The 22,175-nt window shown below is 32.4% G+C and carries 23 protein-coding genes, 2 tRNA genes and 1 rRNA gene (1 of these 26 cut by a window edge); 23 read left to right on the top strand and 3 right to left on the bottom strand.

Going from position 1 to position 22,175, the window contains the following annotated elements; genetic code table 11:
• The first annotated feature begins 83 nt into the window (after positions 1-83).
• Positions 84-953 carry a membrane protein insertase YidC gene (yidC, locus tag SOJ_RS05470; RefSeq protein WP_002507093.1) on the top strand — a complete coding sequence of 290 codons (870 nt, stop codon included), beginning with the start codon at positions 84-86 and terminating at the stop codon, positions 951-953.
• A 70-nt stretch (positions 954-1,023) separates the two neighbouring features.
• Here yidC and SOJ_RS05475 read toward each other — a convergent pair whose 3' ends face one another.
• Together SOJ_RS05475 and cls are read right to left on the bottom strand one after the other, a co-directional pair.
• Positions 1,024-1,674, bottom strand: coding sequence for an HD domain-containing protein (locus tag SOJ_RS05475; protein WP_002507094.1), 651 nt, complete (start codon positions 1,672-1,674; stop codon positions 1,024-1,026).
• A gap of 127 nt (positions 1,675-1,801) precedes the next feature.
• Positions 1,802-3,286: a cardiolipin synthase gene (cls, locus tag SOJ_RS05480; protein ID WP_002507095.1), complete on the bottom strand. Its 1,485-nt coding sequence runs from the start codon at positions 3,284-3,286 to the stop codon at positions 1,802-1,804.
• A 143-nt stretch (positions 3,287-3,429) separates the two neighbouring features.
• Between cls and csoR the strand changes: the two genes are divergently transcribed.
• The 3 genes from csoR (at position 3,430) to SOJ_RS14350 (ending at position 4,304) form a co-directional block, all read left to right on the top strand.
• Positions 3,430-3,723, top strand: a complete 294-nt coding sequence (gene csoR / locus SOJ_RS05485; RefSeq protein ID WP_002507096.1) for a copper-sensing transcriptional repressor CsoR — start codon at positions 3,430-3,432, stop codon at positions 3,721-3,723.
• A gap of 5 nt (positions 3,724-3,728) precedes the next feature.
• Positions 3,729-3,950 (top strand): putative copper chaperone CsoZ, encoded by a 222-nt coding sequence (csoZ, locus tag SOJ_RS05490; protein WP_193379192.1) that lies wholly within the window; start codon positions 3,729-3,731, stop codon positions 3,948-3,950.
• 213 nt (positions 3,951-4,163) lie between these two features.
• The gene (locus tag SOJ_RS14350) at positions 4,164-4,304 is read left to right on the top strand and encodes an Lmo0850 family protein (RefSeq protein WP_002507098.1); all 141 of its coding nucleotides are present in this window, start codon (positions 4,164-4,166) and stop codon (positions 4,302-4,304) included.
• Positions 4,305-4,461: 157 nt separating this feature from the next.
• On the opposite strand, the gene rodA is transcribed toward SOJ_RS14350, so the two are convergent.
• The gene (gene rodA / locus SOJ_RS05495) at positions 4,462-5,664 is read right to left on the bottom strand and encodes a rod shape-determining protein RodA (protein ID WP_002507099.1); all 1,203 of its coding nucleotides are present in this window, start codon (positions 5,662-5,664) and stop codon (positions 4,462-4,464) included.
• 274 nt (positions 5,665-5,938) lie between these two features.
• Between rodA and SOJ_RS05500 the strand changes: the two genes are divergently transcribed.
• From SOJ_RS05500 to SOJ_RS05590, 19 genes are all read left to right on the top strand, one after another.
• Positions 5,939-7,009, top strand: coding sequence for a D-alanine--D-alanine ligase (locus SOJ_RS05500; RefSeq protein ID WP_002507100.1), 1,071 nt, complete (start codon positions 5,939-5,941; stop codon positions 7,007-7,009).
• A 12-nt stretch (positions 7,010-7,021) separates the two neighbouring features.
• Entirely contained in the window at positions 7,022-8,377 is a 1,356-nt protein-coding gene (locus tag SOJ_RS05505) for a UDP-N-acetylmuramoyl-tripeptide--D-alanyl-D-alanine ligase (RefSeq protein WP_002507101.1), read from the top strand.
• A 544-nt stretch (positions 8,378-8,921) separates the two neighbouring features.
• Complete coding sequence (gene cshA, locus SOJ_RS05510; protein WP_002507102.1) at positions 8,922-10,445, top strand: degradosome RNA helicase CshA; 1,524 nt, start codon at positions 8,922-8,924, stop codon at positions 10,443-10,445.
• Between the two features lie 210 nt (positions 10,446-10,655).
• Positions 10,656-11,135 (top strand): PH domain-containing protein, encoded by a 480-nt coding sequence (locus SOJ_RS05515; RefSeq protein WP_002507103.1) that lies wholly within the window; start codon positions 10,656-10,658, stop codon positions 11,133-11,135.
• On the top strand, positions 11,128-12,633 hold the full coding sequence (locus SOJ_RS05520; protein WP_002507104.1) for a PH domain-containing protein: 1,506 nt from the start codon (positions 11,128-11,130) through the stop codon (positions 12,631-12,633). Before SOJ_RS05515 ends, SOJ_RS05520 begins: the two co-directional genes overlap by 8 nt.
• Positions 12,626-13,162: a PH domain-containing protein gene (locus SOJ_RS05525; protein ID WP_002507105.1), complete on the top strand. Its 537-nt coding sequence runs from the start codon at positions 12,626-12,628 to the stop codon at positions 13,160-13,162. The genes SOJ_RS05520 and SOJ_RS05525 overlap by 8 nt, the downstream gene beginning before the upstream one ends.
• 32 nt (positions 13,163-13,194) lie before the next feature.
• Entirely contained in the window at positions 13,195-13,545 is a 351-nt protein-coding gene (acpS, locus tag SOJ_RS05530; protein WP_002507106.1) for a holo-ACP synthase, read from the top strand.
• A gap of 123 nt (positions 13,546-13,668) precedes the next feature.
• Complete coding sequence (gene alr / locus SOJ_RS05535; RefSeq protein WP_002507107.1) at positions 13,669-14,817, top strand: alanine racemase; 1,149 nt, start codon at positions 13,669-13,671, stop codon at positions 14,815-14,817.
• Between the two features lie 87 nt (positions 14,818-14,904).
• Positions 14,905-15,075 (top strand): type II toxin-antitoxin system antitoxin MazE, encoded by a 171-nt coding sequence (gene mazE, locus SOJ_RS05540; protein WP_002507108.1) that lies wholly within the window; start codon positions 14,905-14,907, stop codon positions 15,073-15,075.
• A complete protein-coding gene (locus SOJ_RS05545; protein WP_002511418.1) occupies positions 15,072-15,434 on the top strand; it encodes a type II toxin-antitoxin system PemK/MazF family toxin in 363 nt (120 codons plus the stop codon). The genes mazE and SOJ_RS05545 overlap by 4 nt, the downstream gene beginning before the upstream one ends.
• A 364-nt stretch (positions 15,435-15,798) precedes the next feature.
• Positions 15,799-16,800: a SpoIIE family protein phosphatase gene (locus SOJ_RS05550; RefSeq protein WP_002507111.1), complete on the top strand. Its 1,002-nt coding sequence runs from the start codon at positions 15,799-15,801 to the stop codon at positions 16,798-16,800.
• 79 nt (positions 16,801-16,879) lie between these two features.
• Positions 16,880-17,206: an anti-sigma factor antagonist gene (locus SOJ_RS05555; RefSeq protein ID WP_002507112.1), complete on the top strand. Its 327-nt coding sequence runs from the start codon at positions 16,880-16,882 to the stop codon at positions 17,204-17,206.
• Between the two features lies 1 nt (position 17,207).
• A complete protein-coding gene (rsbW, locus tag SOJ_RS05560) occupies positions 17,208-17,690 on the top strand; it encodes an anti-sigma B factor RsbW (protein ID WP_002507113.1) in 483 nt (160 codons plus the stop codon).
• Entirely contained in the window at positions 17,665-18,435 is a 771-nt protein-coding gene (sigB, locus tag SOJ_RS05565; protein ID WP_002507114.1) for an RNA polymerase sigma factor SigB, read from the top strand. Before rsbW ends, sigB begins: the two co-directional genes overlap by 26 nt.
• 174 nt (positions 18,436-18,609) lie before the next feature.
• Positions 18,610-20,760: a Tex family protein gene (locus SOJ_RS05570; protein ID WP_002507115.1), complete on the top strand. Its 2,151-nt coding sequence runs from the start codon at positions 18,610-18,612 to the stop codon at positions 20,758-20,760.
• On the top strand, positions 20,753-21,214 hold the full coding sequence (locus tag SOJ_RS05575) for a SprT family protein (RefSeq protein ID WP_002507116.1): 462 nt from the start codon (positions 20,753-20,755) through the stop codon (positions 21,212-21,214). The genes SOJ_RS05570 and SOJ_RS05575 overlap by 8 nt, the downstream gene beginning before the upstream one ends.
• A 351-nt stretch (positions 21,215-21,565) precedes the next feature.
• A tRNA-Leu gene (locus tag SOJ_RS05580) sits at positions 21,566-21,648 on the top strand.
• Positions 21,649-21,674: 26 nt separating this feature from the next.
• Positions 21,675-21,748 (top strand) — tRNA-Gly (locus tag SOJ_RS05585).
• 141 nt (positions 21,749-21,889) lie between these two features.
• Positions 21,890-22,175: ribosomal RNA gene (locus SOJ_RS05590) — 16S ribosomal RNA — on the top strand (it continues 1,267 nt past the right edge of the window).

Genomic DNA, 22,175 nt, shown 5'->3' on the forward strand with positions numbered 1-22,175 from the left:
TAAAAATTTCTTTTTTTGTTTTCTACTTCCCTATGAGTATGATAAAATAAATTCTATGTGAATAAATCATTAGAGGTGGAAAAATGAAGAAGAAAGCGCTACTCCCTTTATTATTAGGTGTAATGGTCTTTTTAGCAGGTTGTGACTATTCTAAACCTGAAAATAGAGATGGTTTTTTCTATAATACGTTCGTAAATCCAATGGACAGTCTTATACATTGGTTAGGAACTAGTTTTAATAACGACTATGGACTAGCAATTATTGTCATTGTATTGGCGATGCGTATCATATTATTACCATTCATGTTATCGAATTATAAAAACAGTCACATGATGCGTGAAAAAATGAAAGTTGCTAAACCGGATATTGATGCAATTCAAGAAAAGGTTAAGCGTTCACGTACGCAAGAAGAAAAAATGGCAGCTAACCAAGAAATGATGGAAGTTTACAAGAAATATGATATGAATCCGATGAAGAGCATGTTAGGTTGTTTACCAATCTTGCTTCAAATGCCAATCATCATGGGTCTTTTCTTCGTATTGAAATATCCTTCAAGTGGTGGTTTCACTGAACACCCAGATTTCTTATGGTTTAACTTAGCTCAACCAGATATTTGGATTACGATTATAGCAGGTGTCTTATACTTCTTACAAGCTTATGTTTCAAGTAAGAGTATGCCAAACGAACAGCGTCAAATGGGTTATATGATGATGATTATTTCGCCAATTATGATTGTGTGGATTTCATTAAGTTCTGCATCAGCATTAGGTCTATACTGGTCAGTCAGTGCGGCATTCTTGATTGTACAAACACAAGTAGCGAATATGCATTATTCTAAACTTGCTAAAAAAGAAGTAGCACCAATGATTGAAGCTATGGAGAAAAACAAAGCTGAAACAGCGAGCAAAGGTAAAAACACACAAGTTGTTTCTAAGAAAAATAAGAAAAAATAAATTATTTAAATACTAAATAAATTTGTAATGAAAAGTCATCGTAGTTTTAAACTACGATGACTTTTTTGTATTATTTGAAATACCATTCATTAAAAAATTGAGTTACAAATACTTCCATATATTCGTGTCTCTGTTGTGCAAGTCGTTTAGCGGTTGGTGTATGCATTAAAGCTTTAAGTTTAAACAGTTTTTCATAAAAATGTTTAATAGCTGATGCTGGAACATTATTATTATCGATTTCTTTGTTAGACAAAGTATCGTTGTATGCCCCTTCAATCCACATGGGTTCTCCAAAATGACCAGCATATTGGAAAGTACGAGCGATTCCAATTGCCCCGATAGCATCGAGGCGATCAGCATCACGTACAATTTGGCCCTCTATTGATAATGAGATATCATTATTTTCTCCATTTTTATAACTCATATGTTCAATAATATGTAGAATAGCTTCTTGCTGTTGTATTGGCAGCTGAAGTTGTATCAAAAATTGTGTTAATCTATGTTTTGCTTGACTAGCGTCGGTAAGTTTAGCGTCAACCGTATCATGTAATAAACTAGCTAGTTGAATGGTTAATAAATTTCCAACTTGCTCTTGTTGCGCAATGTAGTTTGCCATTTTAACGACGCGCAATACGTGAGCGACATCGTGGCCAGTTGCATCCTCTTTATGAAATGACTCCATATATATCTGCGCTGAATTGACTATTTCTTGCGGATTCATCTAAACGCCTCTTTTCATAGAAATAAAGTTATATAAGCTAGTGATTTAGTATAATCATTTACTTTATAATAAAGAAAGTCCAAAGTAATATTGATGTTCATCGATTACTTTGGACAGAGTTAAATTATTACAAAATAGGTGATATAAGTCTTGCAATACCTTCTTTAAATTTAATCCACAAACTTCGCTTCTCATACTCCTCTTTTGTTAGTCGATAGGATAAGGCTAAATCTTTTTCAAAAGTGGCTTTAAGTTCTTTCGTTATGAATGTGTCATAAATAAAAGCATTAATTTCAAAATTTAAAGTAAAGCTTCGGTGATCCATATTTGTAGTACCCACACTCGCAACTTCGTCATCTATAAGCAGTATTTTTGAATGTAAAAATCCATTATCGTAATGGAAAATATTGGCACCTGCATCTAACAGTGATGCTACGTTATTATAGGTAGCCCAATATACAAATGGATGGTCAGGTTTATTTGGGATCATGATATTCACATCGACGCCACCTAATGCTGCGATTTTTATCGCGTCTAAGAATGATTGGTCAGGAATAAAGTAAGGAGATTGAATATGAATAGATTGTTTAGCAGAAGTAATCATTTTCAAATAACCATATTTGATTTGCTCCCATTCTTCGTCTGGCCCGCTAGATGCGATTTGGACACCAATCGTACCTCCAGAATCTACATCAGGAAAATAACGTTCAGCGTATTTCAAATTATCGCGTGTTGATTGAACGTTCCAATCAAGCATAAAACGTAATTGAAGTGCATTGACAGCATCGCCAACAATTCGTAAATGTGTATCTCTCCAGTAACCAAATTTTTTCTTTAATCCTAAATATTCATCACCAACATTAAAACCACCAATGTAACCAATATGTCCATCGATAATCACTAATTTCCGGTGATTTCGATTGTTCACTCTTAAATTGATTAATGGCAATTTAGAAGGGAAAAAGGCTTCAACTTTACCACCTTTGTTTCGAAATGATTTAAAATCTTTAAGTGACAAACTACGTGAGCCCATGTCATCATAAAGCATCTTCACTTCTAACCCTTGCTCAAGTTTTTGCTCGAGCGCTATTAAAATACGTTTACCTAAGTCGTCATTTCTAAAGATATAGTATTGGATATGGATATATTCCTTTGCCTCATTTATATCTTTAATAAGTGCATCAAACTTTTCTCTACCATCTGTAAAGATATCAATATCATTATCTGTTGTTAAAAAGGCAGCATTATTGTATAACAACATTTGAACCATATCTTTAAATTTAACAATTTGATGATTACCTTTTGAAAATTCATCGTTCTTTAAGGCTTCTAATTGTTCATTAACAATCATTTCAATACCTATTTTATCTTCTTCATCTAAGGTGAAAATACGGTCTCTCTGAATTTGTCGTCCAAACAATAGATAGATGATAAAGCCTAATATAGGTATGAAGACTAACACTAACAGCCACGCCCACACGGCACCAGCCGAACGTCGTTCCATAAACATAATTGTGAAGGCAAAGATAAGGTTTAATATAAATGCGCCAAGAAAAATGATGTTAAGAATAACGTTTGTGTTGTTAAACGTTAAAGAAAATATATCTATCATATTAAACCTCCAAAATGCATTTCAGTTAATTAAAGTACTATAAAAGTCTTAATTATTGTAACATGAATATAAGGTTTTATCATTTGACTAATACCGCCTAGGGGTATATCATATAATTGAAATTATTAGGAGGCGTGTAATATATGGCGGAAATACAAAAAGCGCATCACTCAGAACAAATTAAATCTAATTTAAAATCAAGATTAAATCGTATAGAAGGCCAAGTGAGAGCAATTAATCGCATGGTAGATGAAGATGTTTATTGTGATGACGTGCTCACACAAATTAGAGCCACTCGATCGGCTTTAAATGGTGTTGCTACTAAATTATTAGACCATCATATGAAAAGTTGTATTATGGAAAAAGTAGAGCAGGGTCAACAAGAAGAAGCTATGGAAGAACTATTGGTTACATTTCAAAAATTAATGAAGGATTAGGCAAGGTGAACGTAGTGATAACAAAAGTTATTTATATTTCCGGTATAGAAAATGAAACACAACAAAAACATATTGAACAGCAGCTTAAGCAATTACACGGTGTACACCAAGTCAACATAGAAATAGAAAGCAATAATGGCAAAATTTTCATTGATTTTGAAACCCCTGCAAGTTTTAATAATTTAGAAAAAGAAGTTTATGATTTAGGATATGAAATTTTATATTAAATTGAAATATTAAAAAAGAGTACAGTTTCACTTTAACTGGTTTTTGTTACTTTTGAAAACTTATTTTACAAAGGAAAATTATTTTTACGATGTAATTATACAATAAAATTGACTAAATATTTGGTTATAATAAAAAAAATTTGAATATAATGTAGTATTTAGTAATTAAATAGGGTAAGATATAGTAGAAGCAAGTAATTTAGGGGTGATGATATGAGTAAAGATAACGAAAAGATTCAAAATGTAGTTAAACTATTATCATCATTAGGGGTAAACATAAAGAAAACCAAATCAAGATTAGAAGTTATGCAGACTTTGCCGACAACTGTGAAAGCCGCTAACGAACTGAAATAGTAAAGTTACCTAACTAAGCGATTGGAGCAGTGTGCTCCAGTCGTTTTTTTTTGTTATACAGAAACCTGTTTTATTTAATAATTGGTAAAAAAATAACTGTTACGATCATTGAGATGATTGTAACAGTTATTTTTTAGAAGTAAAAATTAAAATGATTTTATTTTTGAGCTTGTTTTTGAACGTCAGGTGAGTACTGTTTTGGTTGATGATAAGAAATAGATAATAATACACCAATACCACACATTAAACTCCATAAGGAACTACCACCATAGCTTATAAATGGTAATGGAATACCAGTGATAGGTAATAATTGTATTGTCATACCTATATTTTGTAACACGTGGAATAGAATTAGTGCTGTGTAACCAATAATAAATAATTTGCTGAATGGTGATTCAATTTTAGTTGCAAGTCTAACTAGGTGAAACATTAGTCCTAAAAACACTAGAATTAAAATAACTGAGCCAATGAATCCAAACTCTTCTCCAATAACGGAGAAAATAAAATCAGTATGATTTTCAGGGATATATACTTCACCTTGATTGAATCCCTTACCAAATAGTTGACCAGATCCAATGGCTTTAAGTGATTCTGTTAAATGATAGCCGTCGCCACTACTATAAGTATAAGGATCTAACCATGAACTAATGCGTCCGAGTTGGTAAGTTTTAATACCCAAACTATTCTCTATAAGTGATGGCTTGAAAATAATAGATAAGATGATACTTGATGCTAAGAGAAATACTGTAATAAATAATGGTGCAATTATTTTCCATGTGATACCACTCACTATAATTACACCAACAATAATGGCGCAAATAACAAGCGTTGTGCCCAAGTCGTTTTGCAGTAGGATAAGGCCCATAGGAATAATGGAAATACCAAAAATTTTCAGTAGTAATTTAAAATCTGTCTCTAATGATTTATTGAAAGTAAATTGATTATGCTTTGAGATTAGTTTAGCAAGCGCCAATATCAATACTATTTTCATAAATTCTGAAGGCTGTACGCTGATTGGACCTAGTTTATACCAACTCTTTGCACCATTTATAACAGGTGTGAACGGTGTTTCTGGAATAATGATTAATATAAATAAGGCTGCACAAAAAAGAAAGTACAGTAAATATGTATATTTCATTAGTTTCTTAGGTGAAACTAACATGATTAAAAATGCTATGAATCCGCCAAGGACATAATACAAAACTTGCCTAATGCCAAAGTTGGCGCTATATTGACCGCCACCCATAGCTGAGTTGATTATTGTTACACTAATAATTGCTAACAATACGAGGAAGCCTACTAAAGTCCAGTCGACTCGCCGTATCCAATGGTTGTTTTTTAATTGACGTGAAGTACTCATTTCTTACTCCTTTGAAAAGCTTAGTTTTCTTTAACTTTGTAATATATATAGATTTTACCGAACTTTAATGTATATTGCTAGAAGTAGGGTGCCAAATTGAAAAATTATAATAAGATAACTATATATTGATGAGTTAAAGTTATTACTTTTAATCCATTGTAAAGTGCCATATACTAAATTGAAAAATAAAAAGTTTTTATACTACTTAACAAATGCAAAAAAATATTAAATCGTGATATGATGTAGTTTAAGAATTGTATATGGAGGCTAAAGTATGGCTAAAGAAAATGTATGTATCGTATACGGAGGAAAAAGTGCGGAACACGATGTTTCAATATTAACAGCACAAAATGTCTTAAACGCAATAGATAAAGATCAATATCAAATAGACATCATTTACATAACAAATGAAGGTGACTGGAAAAAGAAAGAAAATATCGTAGACACTATAAATGAAATAGACACTTTACGTTTAACAGATGTTGCTGCAGGTGAAATCTCTCAACTACTTAGTATTGGTAGCACAGGGAACGCCTATAGTGCAGTTTTCCCAGTATTACATGGACCGAATGGTGAAGATGGTACAATTCAAGGTTTGTTTGAAGTATTAGATATACCATATGTAGGAAACGGTGTTTTAGCTGCCTCAAGTTCGATGGATAAACTTGTTATGAAACAATTATTCGCGCATAGAGGATTACCTCAACTACCTTATGTGAGCTTTTTAAGAAGTGAATATCATAAATATGAAAGTAACATTTTGAAACTTGTACATGACAAGTTAGAATATCCAGTATTTGTAAAACCAGCAAACTTAGGTTCTAGTGTTGGTATTAGTAAATGTAATAATGAAGAAGAATTGAAAGTTGGTATTGAAGAAGCATTCCAATTTGACCGTAAATTAGTAATTGAACAAGGTATTGATGCGAGAGAAATAGAAGTAGCTGTACTTGGTAATGACTATCCTGAAACGACTGCGCCAGGTGAAGTGATTAAAGAAGTAGCATTCTATGATTACAAAGCTAAGTACAAAGATGGAAAAATAAAATTAGATATTCCTGCTGATTTAGATGAAGAAGTACAAACAACATTAAGAAATATGGCAGTCGAAGCATTTAAAGCGACAGATTGTTCTGGTTTGTTACGAGCTGATTTCTTTGTCACTGAAGACAATCAAATTTTTATTAACGAAACAAATGCAATGCCAGGTTTTACTGCTTTTAGTATGTATCCAAGACTTTGGGAAAACATGGGTGTAACATATGCTGAATTAATTGAAAGATTAATTGAATTAGCGAAAGAAAAGCATGAAGATAAGAAACAAAATAAATACAAAATTGACTGAGGCGAATGAATAATGATTGAAGTAACTTTAGAACAAATCAAAGAATGGATTCCATGTGACATTGATAATGAATATTTAGATCATACGATTAAAGGTGTTTCTATTGATTCACGTGTAATTAACAATCAAAATTTATTCATTCCGTTTAAAGGTGAAAATGTAGATGGACATAAATACGTCGCACAAGCACTGAAAGATGGGGCAGGTGCAGTATTTTATCAAAAAGATGTAACTTTAGATAAAAACATAGACGGTCCAGTGATATGGGTTGAGAATACACTTAAAGCATTACAACAATTAGCTAAAGCTTATTTAGAATTTGTTGGGCCTCAAGTCATTGCAGTAACAGGCTCAAATGGTAAAACGACTACCAAAGACATGATTGAAAGTGTTTTAAAACCACAATTTAAAGTTAAAAAAACACAAGGCAATTACAATAATGAAATCGGATTACCATTAACAATATTAGAATTGGATCAAGATACTGAGATTTCAATTTTAGAAATGGGCATGTCTGGATTCAATGAAATTGAGTTATTGTCAAATTTAGCCGAACCCAATATAGCAATAATTACTAATATTGGTGAATCACATATGCAAGAGTTAGGTTCTAGAGAAGGCATTGCCCAAGCAAAAGCTGAAATTATCACAGGCTTAAGATCAAATGGCGTCTTTATTTATGATGGTGATGAGCCATTATTAGAATCTCACGTTACGAAAATACTAGATGCAGATATAGTAAGTATTGGTAAAGACAAAGACAACACACTTGTTTGTCAGATTGAAGATATTGAAAATGCAGGTATCGTATTTAATATTAACGGGGGAGAAAGATTCGATTTACCTATTTTAGGTGAACATAATATGAAGAATGCAACAATTGCTATCGCTGTTGGTAAAAGGTTAGGCTTGAGCCATGACATAATTTTTAATAACTTACGTAAAGTAGAACTTACAGGTATGAGAATGGAACAACATTATACAAGTGACAATAAATTAGTCATTAATGATGCATATAACGCGAGTCCTACAAGTATGAAAGCAGCAATTGATACGCTTTCAATTATGAAAGGTAGAAAAATTATTGTACTTGGAGATGTTTTAGAGTTAGGTCCAGATAGTCAGATGATGCATGAAAATGTAGGTCGATACTTAGAAGGTAAAAATATTGATGCATTATTTACTTTTGGGGCAGCTTCAAAATTTATTAGTAACACGGGCAAAGCGCATGTAACACAAGCAGAACATTACGAAGATAAGCAAGCATTGATAACAACTTTACAAAATTATGTTCAATCTGAGGATAAAATTTTAGTCAAAGGTTCTAGAGGAATGAAACTAGAAGAGGTTGTCGAAGCTTTAATTTAAACATTAACAAAATAACGAGTTGTTAGAATTTGATTAGAAATCTAACAGCTCGTTTTTATTTTGCTAAAACGGGAAAACTTATAAAAGGCAACAAGTATTTATAAAGTTATCACACTTAAATGTAATTGACATACTCATATTGAAAAAATAACGACGTTTCATAATTTCATTAAAGAAACATACAGTTAAGCTTAATGTCGGTACCAATGTAATTTCAGTTAAAGAATTTCTTGAATTTAATTTAAATAAGGAGTGAATAAGTCATATCTTACAAGTAAAATATTCTGATAATTAACAGAATAAATAAATTAATAAATTTTTTTAAGAGGGTATAAAGTAAGTTTACAGAATAAAGTTAAACGCTTACAACCTATATATTTCGGTATTTTTGGTGTTTTAAAACATTTTAAAACAAGCAAAGTTATTGCATTTAATCAAATTTGGTTTATTGCGATTATATACTTGAGGTGGTACTATTAAGAAGTTGAAGAAACTTAAGTGAACATATATGTATAGAAATACAGATAAATAAAGGAGAATTATATTGCAAAAATTTAAAGAATTAGGGCTCTCAGATAAGATGGCAGAAACCCTAGCATCAATGGGGTTCGATGACGCCACTCCTATACAAAAAGAGAGTATCCCTCTTGCCTTAGAAGGCAAAGACGTTCTTGGTCAAGCTCAAACAGGCACAGGTAAAACTGGTGCGTTTGGTATTCCACTTGTTGAAAAAGTGGCAGACAAAGAAGGCGTACAATCATTAATCCTTGCACCAACAAGAGAATTAGCTATGCAAGTAGCTGAATCAATCAGAGAATTTGCTAAAGGTCAAAACGTACAAGTTGTTACTGTATTTGGTGGTATGCCGATCGACCGTCAAATCAAGTCACTTAAAAAAGGACCGCAAATCGTTGTAGGTACGCCAGGTCGTGTGATTGATCACCTTAACCGTCGTACATTAAAAACTAATGATGTTCATACGCTTATATTAGATGAAGCGGATGAAATGATGAACATGGGCTTCATCGATGATATGAAATTTATCATGGATAAAATTCCAGCTTCACAACGCCAAACAATGCTGTTTTCAGCTACAATGCCAAAAGCTATTCAAACATTAGTTCAACAATTCATGAAAACACCAGTAATTGTTAAAACAATGAATAACGAAATGTCTAATCCACAAATCGAAGAATACTATACAATCGTAAAAGAATTGGAAAAATTCGATACATTTACGAATTTATTAGATGTACACCAACCAGAATTAGCTATTGTATTCGGCCGTACTAAACGTCGTGTAGATGAATTAACAAGTGCGTTAATCTCTAAAGGCTACAAAGCTGAAGGTTTACATGGTGACATTACTCAAGCGAAACGTTTGGAAGTATTGAAAAAATTCAAAAATGATCAATTAGATATCTTAGTTGCAACAGATGTTGCAGCACGAGGACTTGATATTTCAAACGTAAGTCATGTTTATAACTTTGATATTCCTCAAGATACTGAAAGTTATACACACAGAATCGGCCGTACTGGTCGTGCTGGTAAAAAAGGTGTAGCAATCACATTTGTGAACCCAATTGAAATGGATTACATCCGTCAGATTGAACAAGCAAACAAGAGACAAATGACTGCAATGAGACCACCTCATCGTAAAGAAGTGCTTAAAGCGCGTGAAAACGATATTAAAGGTAAAGTTGAAAAGTGGATGTCTAGAGAAAATGAACCAAGATTACAACGTATTGCTTCAGAATTAATTGAAGAATATAGTGATGTTGATTTAGTTGCTTCATTATTACAAGAATTGGTTGAATCAAATGATGAAGTTGATGTTCAATTAACATTTGAAAAACCATTATCTCGTGGTAAAGGTGGTCGTCAAGGCCGCGGACCAAAACGTGGCGGTCAAGGCAACAATAAACGTGGTAATAAATTTGATAACAAAAATCGTCGTTCAAAAGGCGGATTCAACAACAATAATAAGAAGAACGAAAAGTCTTCTGATAGAAACAATAGCAATAAGAAATCAATGAAAGGTCGCACATTCGCTGACCACAAAAAATAAAAATAATTTATCATATATGAAATTTAGGTTTAATCATTCCACTCATGTGGGATGATTTTTTTGTTTTTTAAGAAAAGCTATGATAAATAATAAATGTTAAGTGCAATATATTTAATGTTAGAATAGATGTTTATAAATTTTAAATGAGGAATGAAATGACTATAAAAGCTATGTTATAATAAATTGAAATCTTAATTAAGGAGTGTATATATGACTAACGACCAACTATTTAACAGAAGTCCTAAACAAGCTATGAAGTATTACTACATAATCGAAGGACTGGAATTTATTGTTAGTTTGATCGTTTCGGTTATTTTAATATTTTTATGGAGTCACTTTAATTGGTGGCATTTCATTGTATATTTAATCGTTGCTTTTATAGTGTTTGATTTTATGTATTTATTGGTTAGACCCTGGATTAAATTTAAATACACATATTATAGAATTAAGGAAAATTATATAGAAGTAAAATATGATTTCTTCTTTAAATCTAAAAAAATAGTGAAATTGGAACGCACACAGTTTATTGAAAGGCAGAATAACCCGATTTTGAAGAAAATGGGACTGTCTAAAACTACATTAATTACTGCTGGTCATAAAGTTAGTTTTCCTCTGATGTCTACGGATGATGCGAATTCATTCGAATTACTAACACTCAATTACTTGAGAGGAGCTGATTTTGATGTATAATCCTCAAAAGTTACATCCTATTTCTTATTTAACTGGTGTTATTGAAGCTATTAAGCAAAATATCTTTTTGATTATTATTTTTCTAGTATTTAATATTCAGGATTTTGATTTTACAAATATAACTTCGTACATATTTCCAGCTATCGTTTTTGCTGTCTTTTTATTTTCATTTATAGCTCAAGTATTAAAAGTTTATAACACGACATATTGGATTGAAAATGATCATTTTGTTTTAGCAACGGGTATCTTTACTAAAGAAAGAAAAGAACTTAATATCCGTCGTATACAAACATTAGATACATCACAAGGCATTATAAATCAAATCGTAGGTGGTATGAAATTACAAATCAAAACACCGAGTGATGGTATTGATTTAGACACTGTTTCTAAAAAACAAAGTGAGTTAATACAACGTACGATTAAAGAAAAACAACGAGAATTAACTAGTCAAAATGAAGAACCAAATTTAACTAGCATACCTGAACCAGAGGATAATGGAGATAATCCGGAACAACTATCAGAACCTGTGCGCTTATATAAGCTTAATTTTAAAGAATTACTGTTTATGGCATTAACGAGTGGAGCTATAGGCGTGGCGTTTGCAGCCATTTCGCCGATAATTGGTGCCTTTTCAGAAGTGATACCATGGGAATGGCTCACTGGTGAATTTGCTCGAATTTCTCAAGCGATTTTTGTGATCGTGTTGATAATGGTTGCGACTATCATTATCGCAAGTTATATATTGGGTACATTGATTGTAATTATAAAAAACTATAACTACACAGTGACACAAAATGATAATCAATTGAATATCCGATATGGTTTATTTAATGTTAAAAGTATCACGGTGCCAACTGATAGAGTTCAAGCTGTAGTTGAAAGACAATCTTTCTTAAGAAAACTATTCGGTTTTACGTCTATACATTTTGTGATTACGAGCGATATGAATGGTAATGATAAAGAGGATATTTCATTAGATGGAAATGTTATGATTTTACCTTTTATTAAACGAAAAAAAGCATTCGAAATCATTAAATCACTTATCCCTAGTATGGCATTTGAAAATGCGGAAAAGGGTATGCCTTGGAGAGGTTTCCATAGGCACTTTTGGCAAGAAACAGTCATACTACTAGTGCTTGCAACTATTGTTAATTATTTCTGGTTACCTTGGTCATTTCTTATCGCAGCGATTATGATTATACTACTAATTATTCATAGCCTTATAGTTATTAAATCATCTGGATTAAAAGTACGAAATGATGAACTTGTAGTACGTAATGTAACTATGTTTGGATTCAAAAATACGTATTTCAAGCATGATAAAATACTAGGTATGGAAATTAAACGAAATCCATTTTTAATAAATAGTGATTTAGGTAATTTCAATTTTATCATTGCAAAAGCTGCGGGTAGTGAAGCAATCGGTTTGAATTTTAATAATTATAAAGAAGTTGAAACGCTTCAAAATTGGTATTTGAGAGGTGAGCATCATGAATGAATATAATTATATGGATAAATCTGGAAAAACAGTCATGCGTCTCTCGGCATATATTGTAACTGTAATATTTGTATTAATTTTAGCAGTTGTTTATATAGTTAATAGACTGTGGTTGCAATGGCTTAACTCCAATACGATGATGTGGGTTTTAATTATTGGTATAATTATTATTGTAATTCAATTGCTGCTAGGTGCTATTTTAATTCCTGCGTACCGGTACCAAATCTTTAGATACAAACTAGGTGAAAATGAAATCACTGTAAGAAATGGTTTATGGTTTGTTTCAGTAATCAATATCCCATTATTCAGAATTCAAAACGTCGATACACACGAAGGTATTTTAATGCGCAAATATAAATTAGCAAGTTTAACGTTATCGACAGCAGGCGGAAATACTGAGATTAAACTTATCGACAAAGATATAGCGGCTACATTAAAGTACAAAATAAAAAATGTTAATAAAGCAATTGATGTAACAGAAAATGAAGCTTCAGAAATTGAACATTATAAAGATAGTGATTTAAAATAGATCAATATCTTTATATGAGCGAGGGGAGACTTATGATACACGGTATAGGTGTAGATTTAATAGAGATAACAAGAATAAAAAAACTTTATAGCAGACAAGAGAAATTGCTAGAACGTATATTAACTACCAATGAACAACAAAAATTTAATTGTTTCAAAAATGAACAACGTAAAATGGAATTTCTTGCAGGTAGATTTGCTTGTAAAGAGGCTTTTAGTAAAGCGCTAGGTACGGGGCTAGGAAAAACAGTAGCATTTAATGATATTGATTGTTTTAACGATGAAAATGGTAAGCCCTGTATTACCTATGAAGACTTTAAAGTGCATGTAAGTATTACACATACGGAACATTATGCTATGAGTCAAGTCATTTTAGAAGTTTAATTTATTAAAAATTTTCTAAATTCCAGTATGTTTAATTTGGTTATCCTATCATCATTGTTATAAAATTGATTTATTATAAAAAATTAGTGAAAGTTATTTAATGAAATAGGAGGTACATGCTTAATGTCTGATAAGTATTATAGATCGACGTACTTGAATGTAGATTTAAATGCTATTGTTTCGAATTTTCAAGTGTTTCAAACATTACATCCAAACAAAACAGTTATGCCAGTAGTTAAGGCGAATGGTTATGGACTTGGTAGCATTAAAATTGCACGTCAATTAATGGAAAATGGAGCTGAGTTTTTCGCTGTTGCAACATTAGATGAAGCAATTGAACTTCGTATGCATGGAATTAATGCAAAAATACTTGTACTTGGAGTTATCCCAATATATAACATAAACAAAGCAATACAACATCGAGTAGCAATTACGGTGCCATCTAAAGTATGGCTCGCTGAGGCTATTGAAGAAATTCCAACCGATAATAAAAAAGATTTGTGGCTTCACGCTAAATTAGATACTGGCATGGGTAGGTTAGGAATAAAAGATGTGGATGAGTACAAAGAAGTTATTGATTTGATTCAATCACATGACCATTTAGTTTTTGAGGGCGTGTTTACACATTTCGCATGTGCTGATGAACCGGGTGATTCGATGAATAAACAACAAGCCTATTTTGAAGGAATTGTTGAGCAGGTAGAAAAGCCCAATTATATACATTCTCAGAATTCTGCAGGCGCATTAATGAAAGACAGTCAGTTTTGTAATACGGTTAGAATAGGCATATCATTATATGGCTACTATCCTTCAGAGTACGTTAAATCAAAAGTGAAGATACATTTAAAACCAAGTGCACAATGGATTAGTGAAGTCGTTCAAACTAAAGTATTACAAACTGGAGAATCTGTGAGTTATGGAAGTATATATACAGCAAAAGAACCTACAAAAATTGGAATCATTCCAGTAGGATATGCAGATGGTTATCCAAGAATGATGACAGGATTTAGTGTAAATGTGAATGGTTACCAATGTGAAGTAATTGGAAAAGTGTGCATGGATCAAACAATAATTAAAATTCCTGAAGAAGTTAATACAGGTGATAAAGTCATTTTAATGGATCACCATAGTGATAGTCGACAATCAGCAGAAGCTCTGGGACGACAGCAACAGACCATTAATTATGAAGTGTTATGTAGACTAAATAGAAGGCTTCCTAGAATTTATCATGGGACGCAAGACTTAGAAATTCGCAATGAATTACTAAAATAGTATAGTCACTTAATGTAAAATTTGTTATTATAAGTCTAACAACGAATCTCAATATATTCTATTTTAGTAACATGGAGGTCTTTATTCATGGCAAGTTTTAATCAAAGCAGAAACCATAGTATTGAACAACTATTAAAAGAAGGCTATTCACAAATGGCCGATTTAAATCTCTCCCTTGCAGCAGAAGCATTTCCATTTGAATGTGAAGCTTGTGATTGCAATGAAGTTTACCTCAGCTCTAAGAATAACAATGAATGATGAGAAGAGGAGACGTTTATTTAGCTGATTTATCACCAGTTCAAGGGTCTGAACAAGGGGGAATAAGACCTGTCGTTATCATACAGAATGATACTGGAAATAAATATAGTCCTACCGTAATTGTAGCTGCAATTACTGGTAGGATAAATAAAGCTAAAATACCTACACATGTAGAAATAGAAAAAAGTAAATATAAGCTTGATAAAGATTCTGTAATACTGCTTGAGCAGATTAGAACTTTAGATAAAAATAGGCTGAAAGAAAAATTAACATACCTTTCTGAAAGTAAAATGAAAGAAGTTAATGTTGCCATAGATATAAGCTTAGGATTACATAATGTTAGAAATAGTAAATCATGATTTTCAAAGGTTTAAGAAACAGTTAATAAAATAGTGAATTATATATCGATTCCCTATAACATGTAATTACCACTTAATTAGTAATTTAATTGTGATTGGAAAATTAAGCATTTTAGTTTTGTGGTTTAATACCTTTGAGTGGGATGTTTTAATTTGAAAAGCTTTAGGTTATCCTAAAGCTTTTTTAGGTATTTGGAGCGTGTTTATCATACATAGCGAGTAGCCAATACCAATACAAGCAAGTACAAAGTTAGGGTAGGCTCGTTCATTATAAAAGATATTTTTACTTACATACATAGTACGTTTAAACCTGTTATAACCGATGTATGCGGTTTATATTTGTATTTTTAGGAGGAATTACTACATGGAAGAATTCAAAAATCAATATAAAGCGCTAATTGACGAAAGTTTACACACTTTAGATGCTACGGATTTAAAGAAAAAGTGTGAAAGCTTTACCGATGAAGTGATAAAAAGAGATTTATTACCAGAAGATATAGTTGAAATTCATAGAGATTATGTCAGAGTTTTAAATTTAAATGAAACTCAAATTTTAGAAACTTTTAATGTGCTTAAAGAAGTAGTAAGAGGGTTTGGGTATAGTTATAGAGATTATCAACAATTAGTAAATCGTCTACAATATCATGATAAAGAGATTGATTTAGCCTCTCGTTTACAGCAAACAATGCTTAAAACGGATATTCCTCAATTTGATAGCATACAAATCGGTGTTATATCAGTAGCAGCGCAAAAAGTAAGTGGTGACTATTTTAACTTAATAGATCATAAAGATGGCACGATGAGTTTTGCAGTGGCAGACGTTATAGGTAAAGGTATACCAGCTGCGCTTGCAATGAGTATGATAAAATTTGGTATGGACTCTTATGGTCATTCTCAACTTCCGAGTGACGGTTTAAAGCGTCTCAATCGAGTAGTAGAAAAAAACGTCAATCAGAATATGTTTGTAACAATGTTTTACGGACTATATGAAGAGTTAAACCATTTGTTATATTGTAGCTCTGCTGGACATGAACCAGGATATGTATATAGAGCAGAGACTGAAGAATTTGAAGAAATCAGCGTTAGAGGCAGAGTGTTAGGTGTCAGCGAGCAAACGAGATATAAACAACAAGAAATCCCTGTATATTTAGATGACTTAGTTATTATATTTACAGATGGCGTTACAGAAGTTAGAAATGAAGCAGGAGATTTCTTAGACAAAAAGCATCTTTTAACGATGATTCACAAGTATAAGCACATGCATCCACAAGATATCGTTCAACTTCTATATGAAGCGATTTTGAAAATACAAAATCCTGACAAAAGAGATGATTTAACAATTCTAATTATAAAAAGAGTTAATTAGTTTTAGCATAATTAAGGTTAAGTTATTTAATTTAAGGGTATGGAAGTTATTATGAGACTATAATTAGGAGTGTAATGTTATGAATTTTAATATCGAAACGGTAACACATGATACTCATTACGAGGTTAAAGTTGGCGGAGAACTGGACGTTTATACTGTTCCAGAATTAGAAGAAGTTTTAGTGCCGATGAGACAAGAAGGAACTCATGATTTACATGTAAATTTAGAAAATGTGAGTTACATGGATTCAACGGGATTAGGCGTATTCGTAGGTACATTAAAAGCGTTAAACCAACATGATAAAGAATTATATATATTAGGTGTTTCAGATCGAATAAGTCGACTATTTGATATAACAGGATTAAAAGATTTGATGCATGTTAATGAAGGAACGGAGGTCGAATAACATGCAACTTAAACAAGATTATATAGAAATGCGTTTGCCAGCATCTGCAGAGTATGTGAGTTTGATACGTTTAACACTGTCAGGCGTTTTTTCACGTGCAGGTGCTTCATATGACGACATTGAAGATGCGAAGATTGCAGTGAGCGAAGCAGTAACGAATGCAGTAAAACATGCATATAAAGATGACCCAGAAGATGTGGGAATGATTAATCTATGCTTTGAAATTTTCGATGATAAAATCAAGATTGTAATTTCAGATCAAGGTGAAAGTTTCGATTATGAAGAGACAAAAGCACAATTAGGGCCATATAAAGAAAACGAAAACATAGATTTCCTAAGAGAAGGCGGTCTTGGTCTGTTTTTAATTGAATCTTTAATGGATGAAGTTACAGTTGATAAACAATCAGGCGTAACAATCAGTATGATAAAGTATATTAAAAAAGAGCAGGTGCGAAATAATGGCGAAAGAGTCGAAATCAGTTAATGATGTATCACCTGAACAAATTAACCAATGGATAACGCAGCATCAAAATGACGAAAATAAAGATGCTCAAGATAAACTCGTAAGACATTATAGAAAGTTAATCGAATCATTGGCATATAAATATTCAAAAGGTCAATCTCATCACGAAGACCTCGTTCAGGTTGGTATGGTTGGTTTGATTGGTGCAATAAACCGATTTGACTTATCCTTTGATAGAAAGTTCGAAGCCTTTTTAGTACCAACGGTCATTGGTGAGATTAAACGTTATTTACGTGATAAAACATGGAGTGTCCATGTACCAAGAAGAATCAAAGAGATTGGACCTCGTATCAAAAAAGTGACTGATGAATTAACGAATGAGTTAGAACGTTCTCCTTCGATTGCAGAAATAGCGGATCGTCTTGAAGTAAACGAAGAAGATGTGTTAGAAGCAATGGAAATGGGTCAAAGTTATAATGCGTTAAGCGTTGACCATTCGATTGAAGCAGACAAAGATGGTTCTACAGTTACTTTATTAGATATTATGGGTCAACAAGATGACAATTATGATTTAACTGAAAAACGTATGATATTAGAAAGAATTTTACCAATATTAAATGAAAGAGAAAGACAGATTATTCAATGTACATTTATTGAAGGTTTAAGCCAAAAAGAAACTGGAGAAAGAATTGGGTTAAGCCAAATGCATGTTTCAAGATTGCAAAGAACAGCAATCAAGAAATTACAAGAAGCCGCTAATCAATGATTGAATAAAATATAAGGCAGCATTCCTATAAATTAGGGAGCTGCCTTATTTTAATTTTTATACTAGTTGCATCACTTTAATTAAAGCCTGATGTTTTGAGCAGTGGTTACTATTAAATATGTTAAAATGTTAAAGGAAGTAAAATAAAAAAGAAATAAATGAGCGGAGGATTCTATGGATAGTAATCTAATACAATCTATAAGAGAGAAATACAATTTCACAACAAAACAAATTAATTCAGTGTTATCACTCCTAGAGGATAAAAACACAGTACCTTTTATAGCGCGCTATAGAAAAGAGCAAACAGGTGGATTAGATGAAGTAGAAATTAAACAAATAGATGATGAATATCAATATATGGTTAACCTTCAAAAAAGAAAAGAAGAAGTTTTACATAATGTAGAAGAACAAGGTTTATTAACAACAGACTTAAAAAGTGATATTTTAAAACAAACAAAACTCCAACGTGTTGAAGATTTATATAGACCATTTAAACAAAAAAAGAAAACGAGAGCAACGGAAGCAAAGAGAAAAGGCTTAGAACCATTTGCAAAATGGCTAAAGCAATCTAACTTAGACACAACAATCGAAAACAAAGCGCAACAATTTTTAAACGAAGAAATAGAAACTATTGAAGCTGCTATAAAAGGTGCACAAGATATCATTGCAGAATTAGTTTCGGATGCACCTAAATATAGAACTAAAATCCTTAAAGATACTTTTCAACATGGCAATATCATTACACAAAAGAAAAAGAATGCTGAAGACGAAAAAGAAATATTTTCAATGTATTATGATTACAGCGAACCAGTGAAAAAAATTGCTAACCATAGAGTCTTAGCTGTAAACCGTGGAGAAAAAGAAAAAGTATTATCAGTAAAATTAGAAATGGATACACAAGGCATTGAAAACTTCATTCGCAAAAATGAAATAACTACAAATCATGAGGGTGATTATATAATTGAAGATGCCATTAAAGATAGCTTAAAAAGATTAATTATGCCTTCTATCGAAAGAGAAATAAGAGGAGATCTAACAGAAAAAGCTGAAAACCATGCTATTGATGTCTTTAGTGAAAATTTAAGGAATTTATTGTTACAACCACCATTGAAAGGTAAACAAATACTTGGGGTAGATCCAGCATTTAGAACAGGTTGCAAACTTGCAGTTATTAATCCTTTCGGTACATTTGTTGCAAAAGGCGTGATGTATCCGCACCCTCCAATTAATAAAAAAGCAGATGCTGAGAAAATATTCGTTAAATTTGTAAAAGATTATGACGTAGAACTTATAGCAATAGGTAACGGGACAGCTAGTCGCGAAACTGAACAATTTGTAGCATCTATGATTCAAGAACATCATTTGAAGGTGCAATTCATTATTGTGAATGAAGCGGGTGCGTCAGTATATTCTGCATCAGAAGTCGCTAGAACAGAATTCCCAGATTTCCAAGTTGAAGAACGTAGTGCAGTTTCAATTGGTAGAAGAGTGCAAGATCCATTGAGTGAACTTGTTAAAATCGACCCTAAATCAATAGGTGTAGGTCAATATCAGCATGATGTTAATCAGAAAGCACTTGAAGCGGCGTTAACATTTGTGGTTGAAACAGCAGTAAACCAAGTAGGTGTGGATGTTAATACTGCTTCACGCTCACTACTCCAATACGTTTCTGGTCTATCACCAACGATTGCACAAAACATAATTAACTATCGTGAAGAAAACGGAGCAATCAAACATAACAATGATATTGCGAAAGTTAAGCGTTTAGGCGCTAAAACATTTGAGCAAAGTATTGGGTTTTTAAGAATTGTCGATGGTAGCGAACCATTAGATAATACTTCGATTCACCCTGAGAGCTACAGAGCAACGTATCAATTATTAAATGAAATCAATATGAAAGCTGAAGATCTTGGAACAGAAGATTTGAAATCAGCATTAAATCACTTAAACATTGCGGAAATGGCTGAGAAATTGAATATAGGTCAACCGACATTAGAAGATATTTTGAAATCGTTGATTGCTCCAAATAGAGATCCTCGTGATGAATTTGAAACGCCTATTCTAAAATCAGATGTTTTATCAATCGAAGACTTAGCAAAAAATATGAAGTTAAGTGGTACAGTTAGAAATGTTGTAGACTTTGGTGCTTTTGTAGACATCGGAGTTAAACAAGATGGACTTGTACATGTATCTAAACTATCTAAGAAGTTTGTGAAGAATCCAATGGATATTGTTAGCGTTGGAGATATAGTAGATGTTTGGATACTTGATATTGATGATAAAAAAGGTAAGGTATCATTAACTATGATTGATCCACATGGATAATGAAACCCTTCAAAGATTGACAGAAACTATATCTGAAACGCACTTTAAGCGCTCATTTAAGCATAAAGCTTATTTTAATAAACGCTTAAAAACAACAGGCGGTCGCTACTTATTACAAACTCATAATATTGAAATTAATGATAAGCAGTATACTAAATTTGGTGAAAAAGCAGTTCAAGATATTATTAAACATGAATTATGTCATTATCATTTGCACATACAAGGAAAGGGATATCAACATAAGGATAAGGATTTTAAAGCGTTGAGTAAGTTAACAGGTGCTCCAAGGTTCTGTTCAGCTGTAGAAAAATATGAAGACCGAGCAAAGTATATTTATAAATGTAATACATGCGGTGCTCAATTTCCGAGGATACGAAAAGTTAACACGACAAAAATGATGTGTGGACATTGTAAAGGTAAATTGGTTCAACATGACATTGTGCAATCAAAGTAGTTGTTATAAAAAGGCGAGCTAAAACGATTAGTTTTAGCTCGCCTTTTTTATTTTGAAGTAAAATATAGGTGCAATTTAAGTAATAAAGGTCTATTTAGGTGATTTTTAATGTGTATTTTAACATCAATAGTTAAATCCAACTTATAACTAGATCATTTTACTCATTTTTGTTTGCTTTTTCTGTTGACGATGAGTCGATTATATTATAAGATAATAAACGTTGCGAAATTAATAGGCAATTGAGTTAAGCAAGTATTAATTTTATTAAATTAACTTTAAAAACGTGTTGACAAAACATTAAAGGTATATTACAATATATAATGTTAACTTGATAAACAAACCGTTTTGCGAGCGGCCGTGGCGGAACGGCAGACGCGCTAGGTTGAGGGCCTAGTGGGAGAAATCCCGTGGAGGTTCAAATCCTCTTGGCCGCATCAAAAATATTACATATAAATAATATGCGGGTGTAGTTTAATGGTAAAACCTCAGCCTTCCAAGCTGATGTTGTGGGTTCGATTCCCATCACCCGCTCCAATAGAAACATTAATGAACATTGAAAACTGAATTGCAATATGTCAACGTTAATTCCGAACACAACATTAAATTGTTGGTTCAAACGTGTTAGAGATAACACACAAATTAGTATTTTATGAGCTAATCAAACATCATAATTCATTTATGGAGAGTTTGATCCTGGCTCAGGATGAACGCTGGCGGCGTGCCTAATACATGCAAGTCGAGCGAACGGATAAGGAGCTTGCTCCTTTGAAGTTAGCGGCGGACGGGTGAGTAACACGTGGGTAACCTACCTATAAGACTGGAATAACTTCGGGAAACCGGAGCTAATGCCGGATAACATTTGGAACCGCATGGTTCTAAAGTAAAAGATGGTTTTGCTATCACTTATAGATGGACCCGCGCCGTATTAGCTAGTTGGTAAGGTAACGGCTTACCAAGGCAA

The organism is Staphylococcus sp. OJ82, from assembly GCF_000294465.1.
Lineage (GTDB): Bacteria > Bacillota > Bacilli > Staphylococcales > Staphylococcaceae > Staphylococcus > Staphylococcus equorum.

Excerpts from the sequence above, each read along its gene's own strand:
- yidC (WP_002507093.1), top strand. The coding sequence starts at position 84 with ATGAAGAAGAAAGCGCTACTCCCTTTATTATTAGGTGTAATGGTCTTT.
- SOJ_RS05475 (WP_002507094.1), bottom strand. The coding sequence starts at position 1,674 with ATGAATCCGCAAGAAATAGTCAATTCAGCGCAGATATATATGGAGTCA.
- cls (WP_002507095.1), bottom strand. The coding sequence starts at position 3,286 with ATGATAGATATATTTTCTTTAACGTTTAACAACACAAACGTTATTCTT.
- csoR (WP_002507096.1), top strand. The coding sequence starts at position 3,430 with ATGGCGGAAATACAAAAAGCGCATCACTCAGAACAAATTAAATCTAAT.
- SOJ_RS14350 (WP_002507098.1), top strand. The coding sequence starts at position 4,164 with ATGAGTAAAGATAACGAAAAGATTCAAAATGTAGTTAAACTATTATCA.
- rodA (WP_002507099.1), bottom strand. The coding sequence starts at position 5,664 with ATGAGTACTTCACGTCAATTAAAAAACAACCATTGGATACGGCGAGTC.
- SOJ_RS05500 (WP_002507100.1), top strand. The coding sequence starts at position 5,939 with ATGGCTAAAGAAAATGTATGTATCGTATACGGAGGAAAAAGTGCGGAA.
- SOJ_RS05505 (WP_002507101.1), top strand. The coding sequence starts at position 7,022 with ATGATTGAAGTAACTTTAGAACAAATCAAAGAATGGATTCCATGTGAC.
- SOJ_RS05515 (WP_002507103.1), top strand. The coding sequence starts at position 10,656 with ATGACTAACGACCAACTATTTAACAGAAGTCCTAAACAAGCTATGAAG.
- SOJ_RS05520 (WP_002507104.1), top strand. The coding sequence starts at position 11,128 with ATGTATAATCCTCAAAAGTTACATCCTATTTCTTATTTAACTGGTGTT.
- SOJ_RS05525 (WP_002507105.1), top strand. The coding sequence starts at position 12,626 with ATGAATGAATATAATTATATGGATAAATCTGGAAAAACAGTCATGCGT.
- acpS (WP_002507106.1), top strand. The coding sequence starts at position 13,195 with ATGATACACGGTATAGGTGTAGATTTAATAGAGATAACAAGAATAAAA.
- alr (WP_002507107.1), top strand. The coding sequence starts at position 13,669 with ATGTCTGATAAGTATTATAGATCGACGTACTTGAATGTAGATTTAAAT.
- mazE (WP_002507108.1), top strand. The coding sequence starts at position 14,905 with ATGGCAAGTTTTAATCAAAGCAGAAACCATAGTATTGAACAACTATTA.
- SOJ_RS05545 (WP_002511418.1), top strand. The coding sequence starts at position 15,072 with ATGATGAGAAGAGGAGACGTTTATTTAGCTGATTTATCACCAGTTCAA.
- SOJ_RS05550 (WP_002507111.1), top strand. The coding sequence starts at position 15,799 with ATGGAAGAATTCAAAAATCAATATAAAGCGCTAATTGACGAAAGTTTA.
- SOJ_RS05555 (WP_002507112.1), top strand. The coding sequence starts at position 16,880 with ATGAATTTTAATATCGAAACGGTAACACATGATACTCATTACGAGGTT.
- rsbW (WP_002507113.1), top strand. The coding sequence starts at position 17,208 with ATGCAACTTAAACAAGATTATATAGAAATGCGTTTGCCAGCATCTGCA.
- sigB (WP_002507114.1), top strand. The coding sequence starts at position 17,665 with ATGGCGAAAGAGTCGAAATCAGTTAATGATGTATCACCTGAACAAATT.
- SOJ_RS05570 (WP_002507115.1), top strand. The coding sequence starts at position 18,610 with ATGGATAGTAATCTAATACAATCTATAAGAGAGAAATACAATTTCACA.
- SOJ_RS05575 (WP_002507116.1), top strand. The coding sequence starts at position 20,753 with ATGGATAATGAAACCCTTCAAAGATTGACAGAAACTATATCTGAAACG.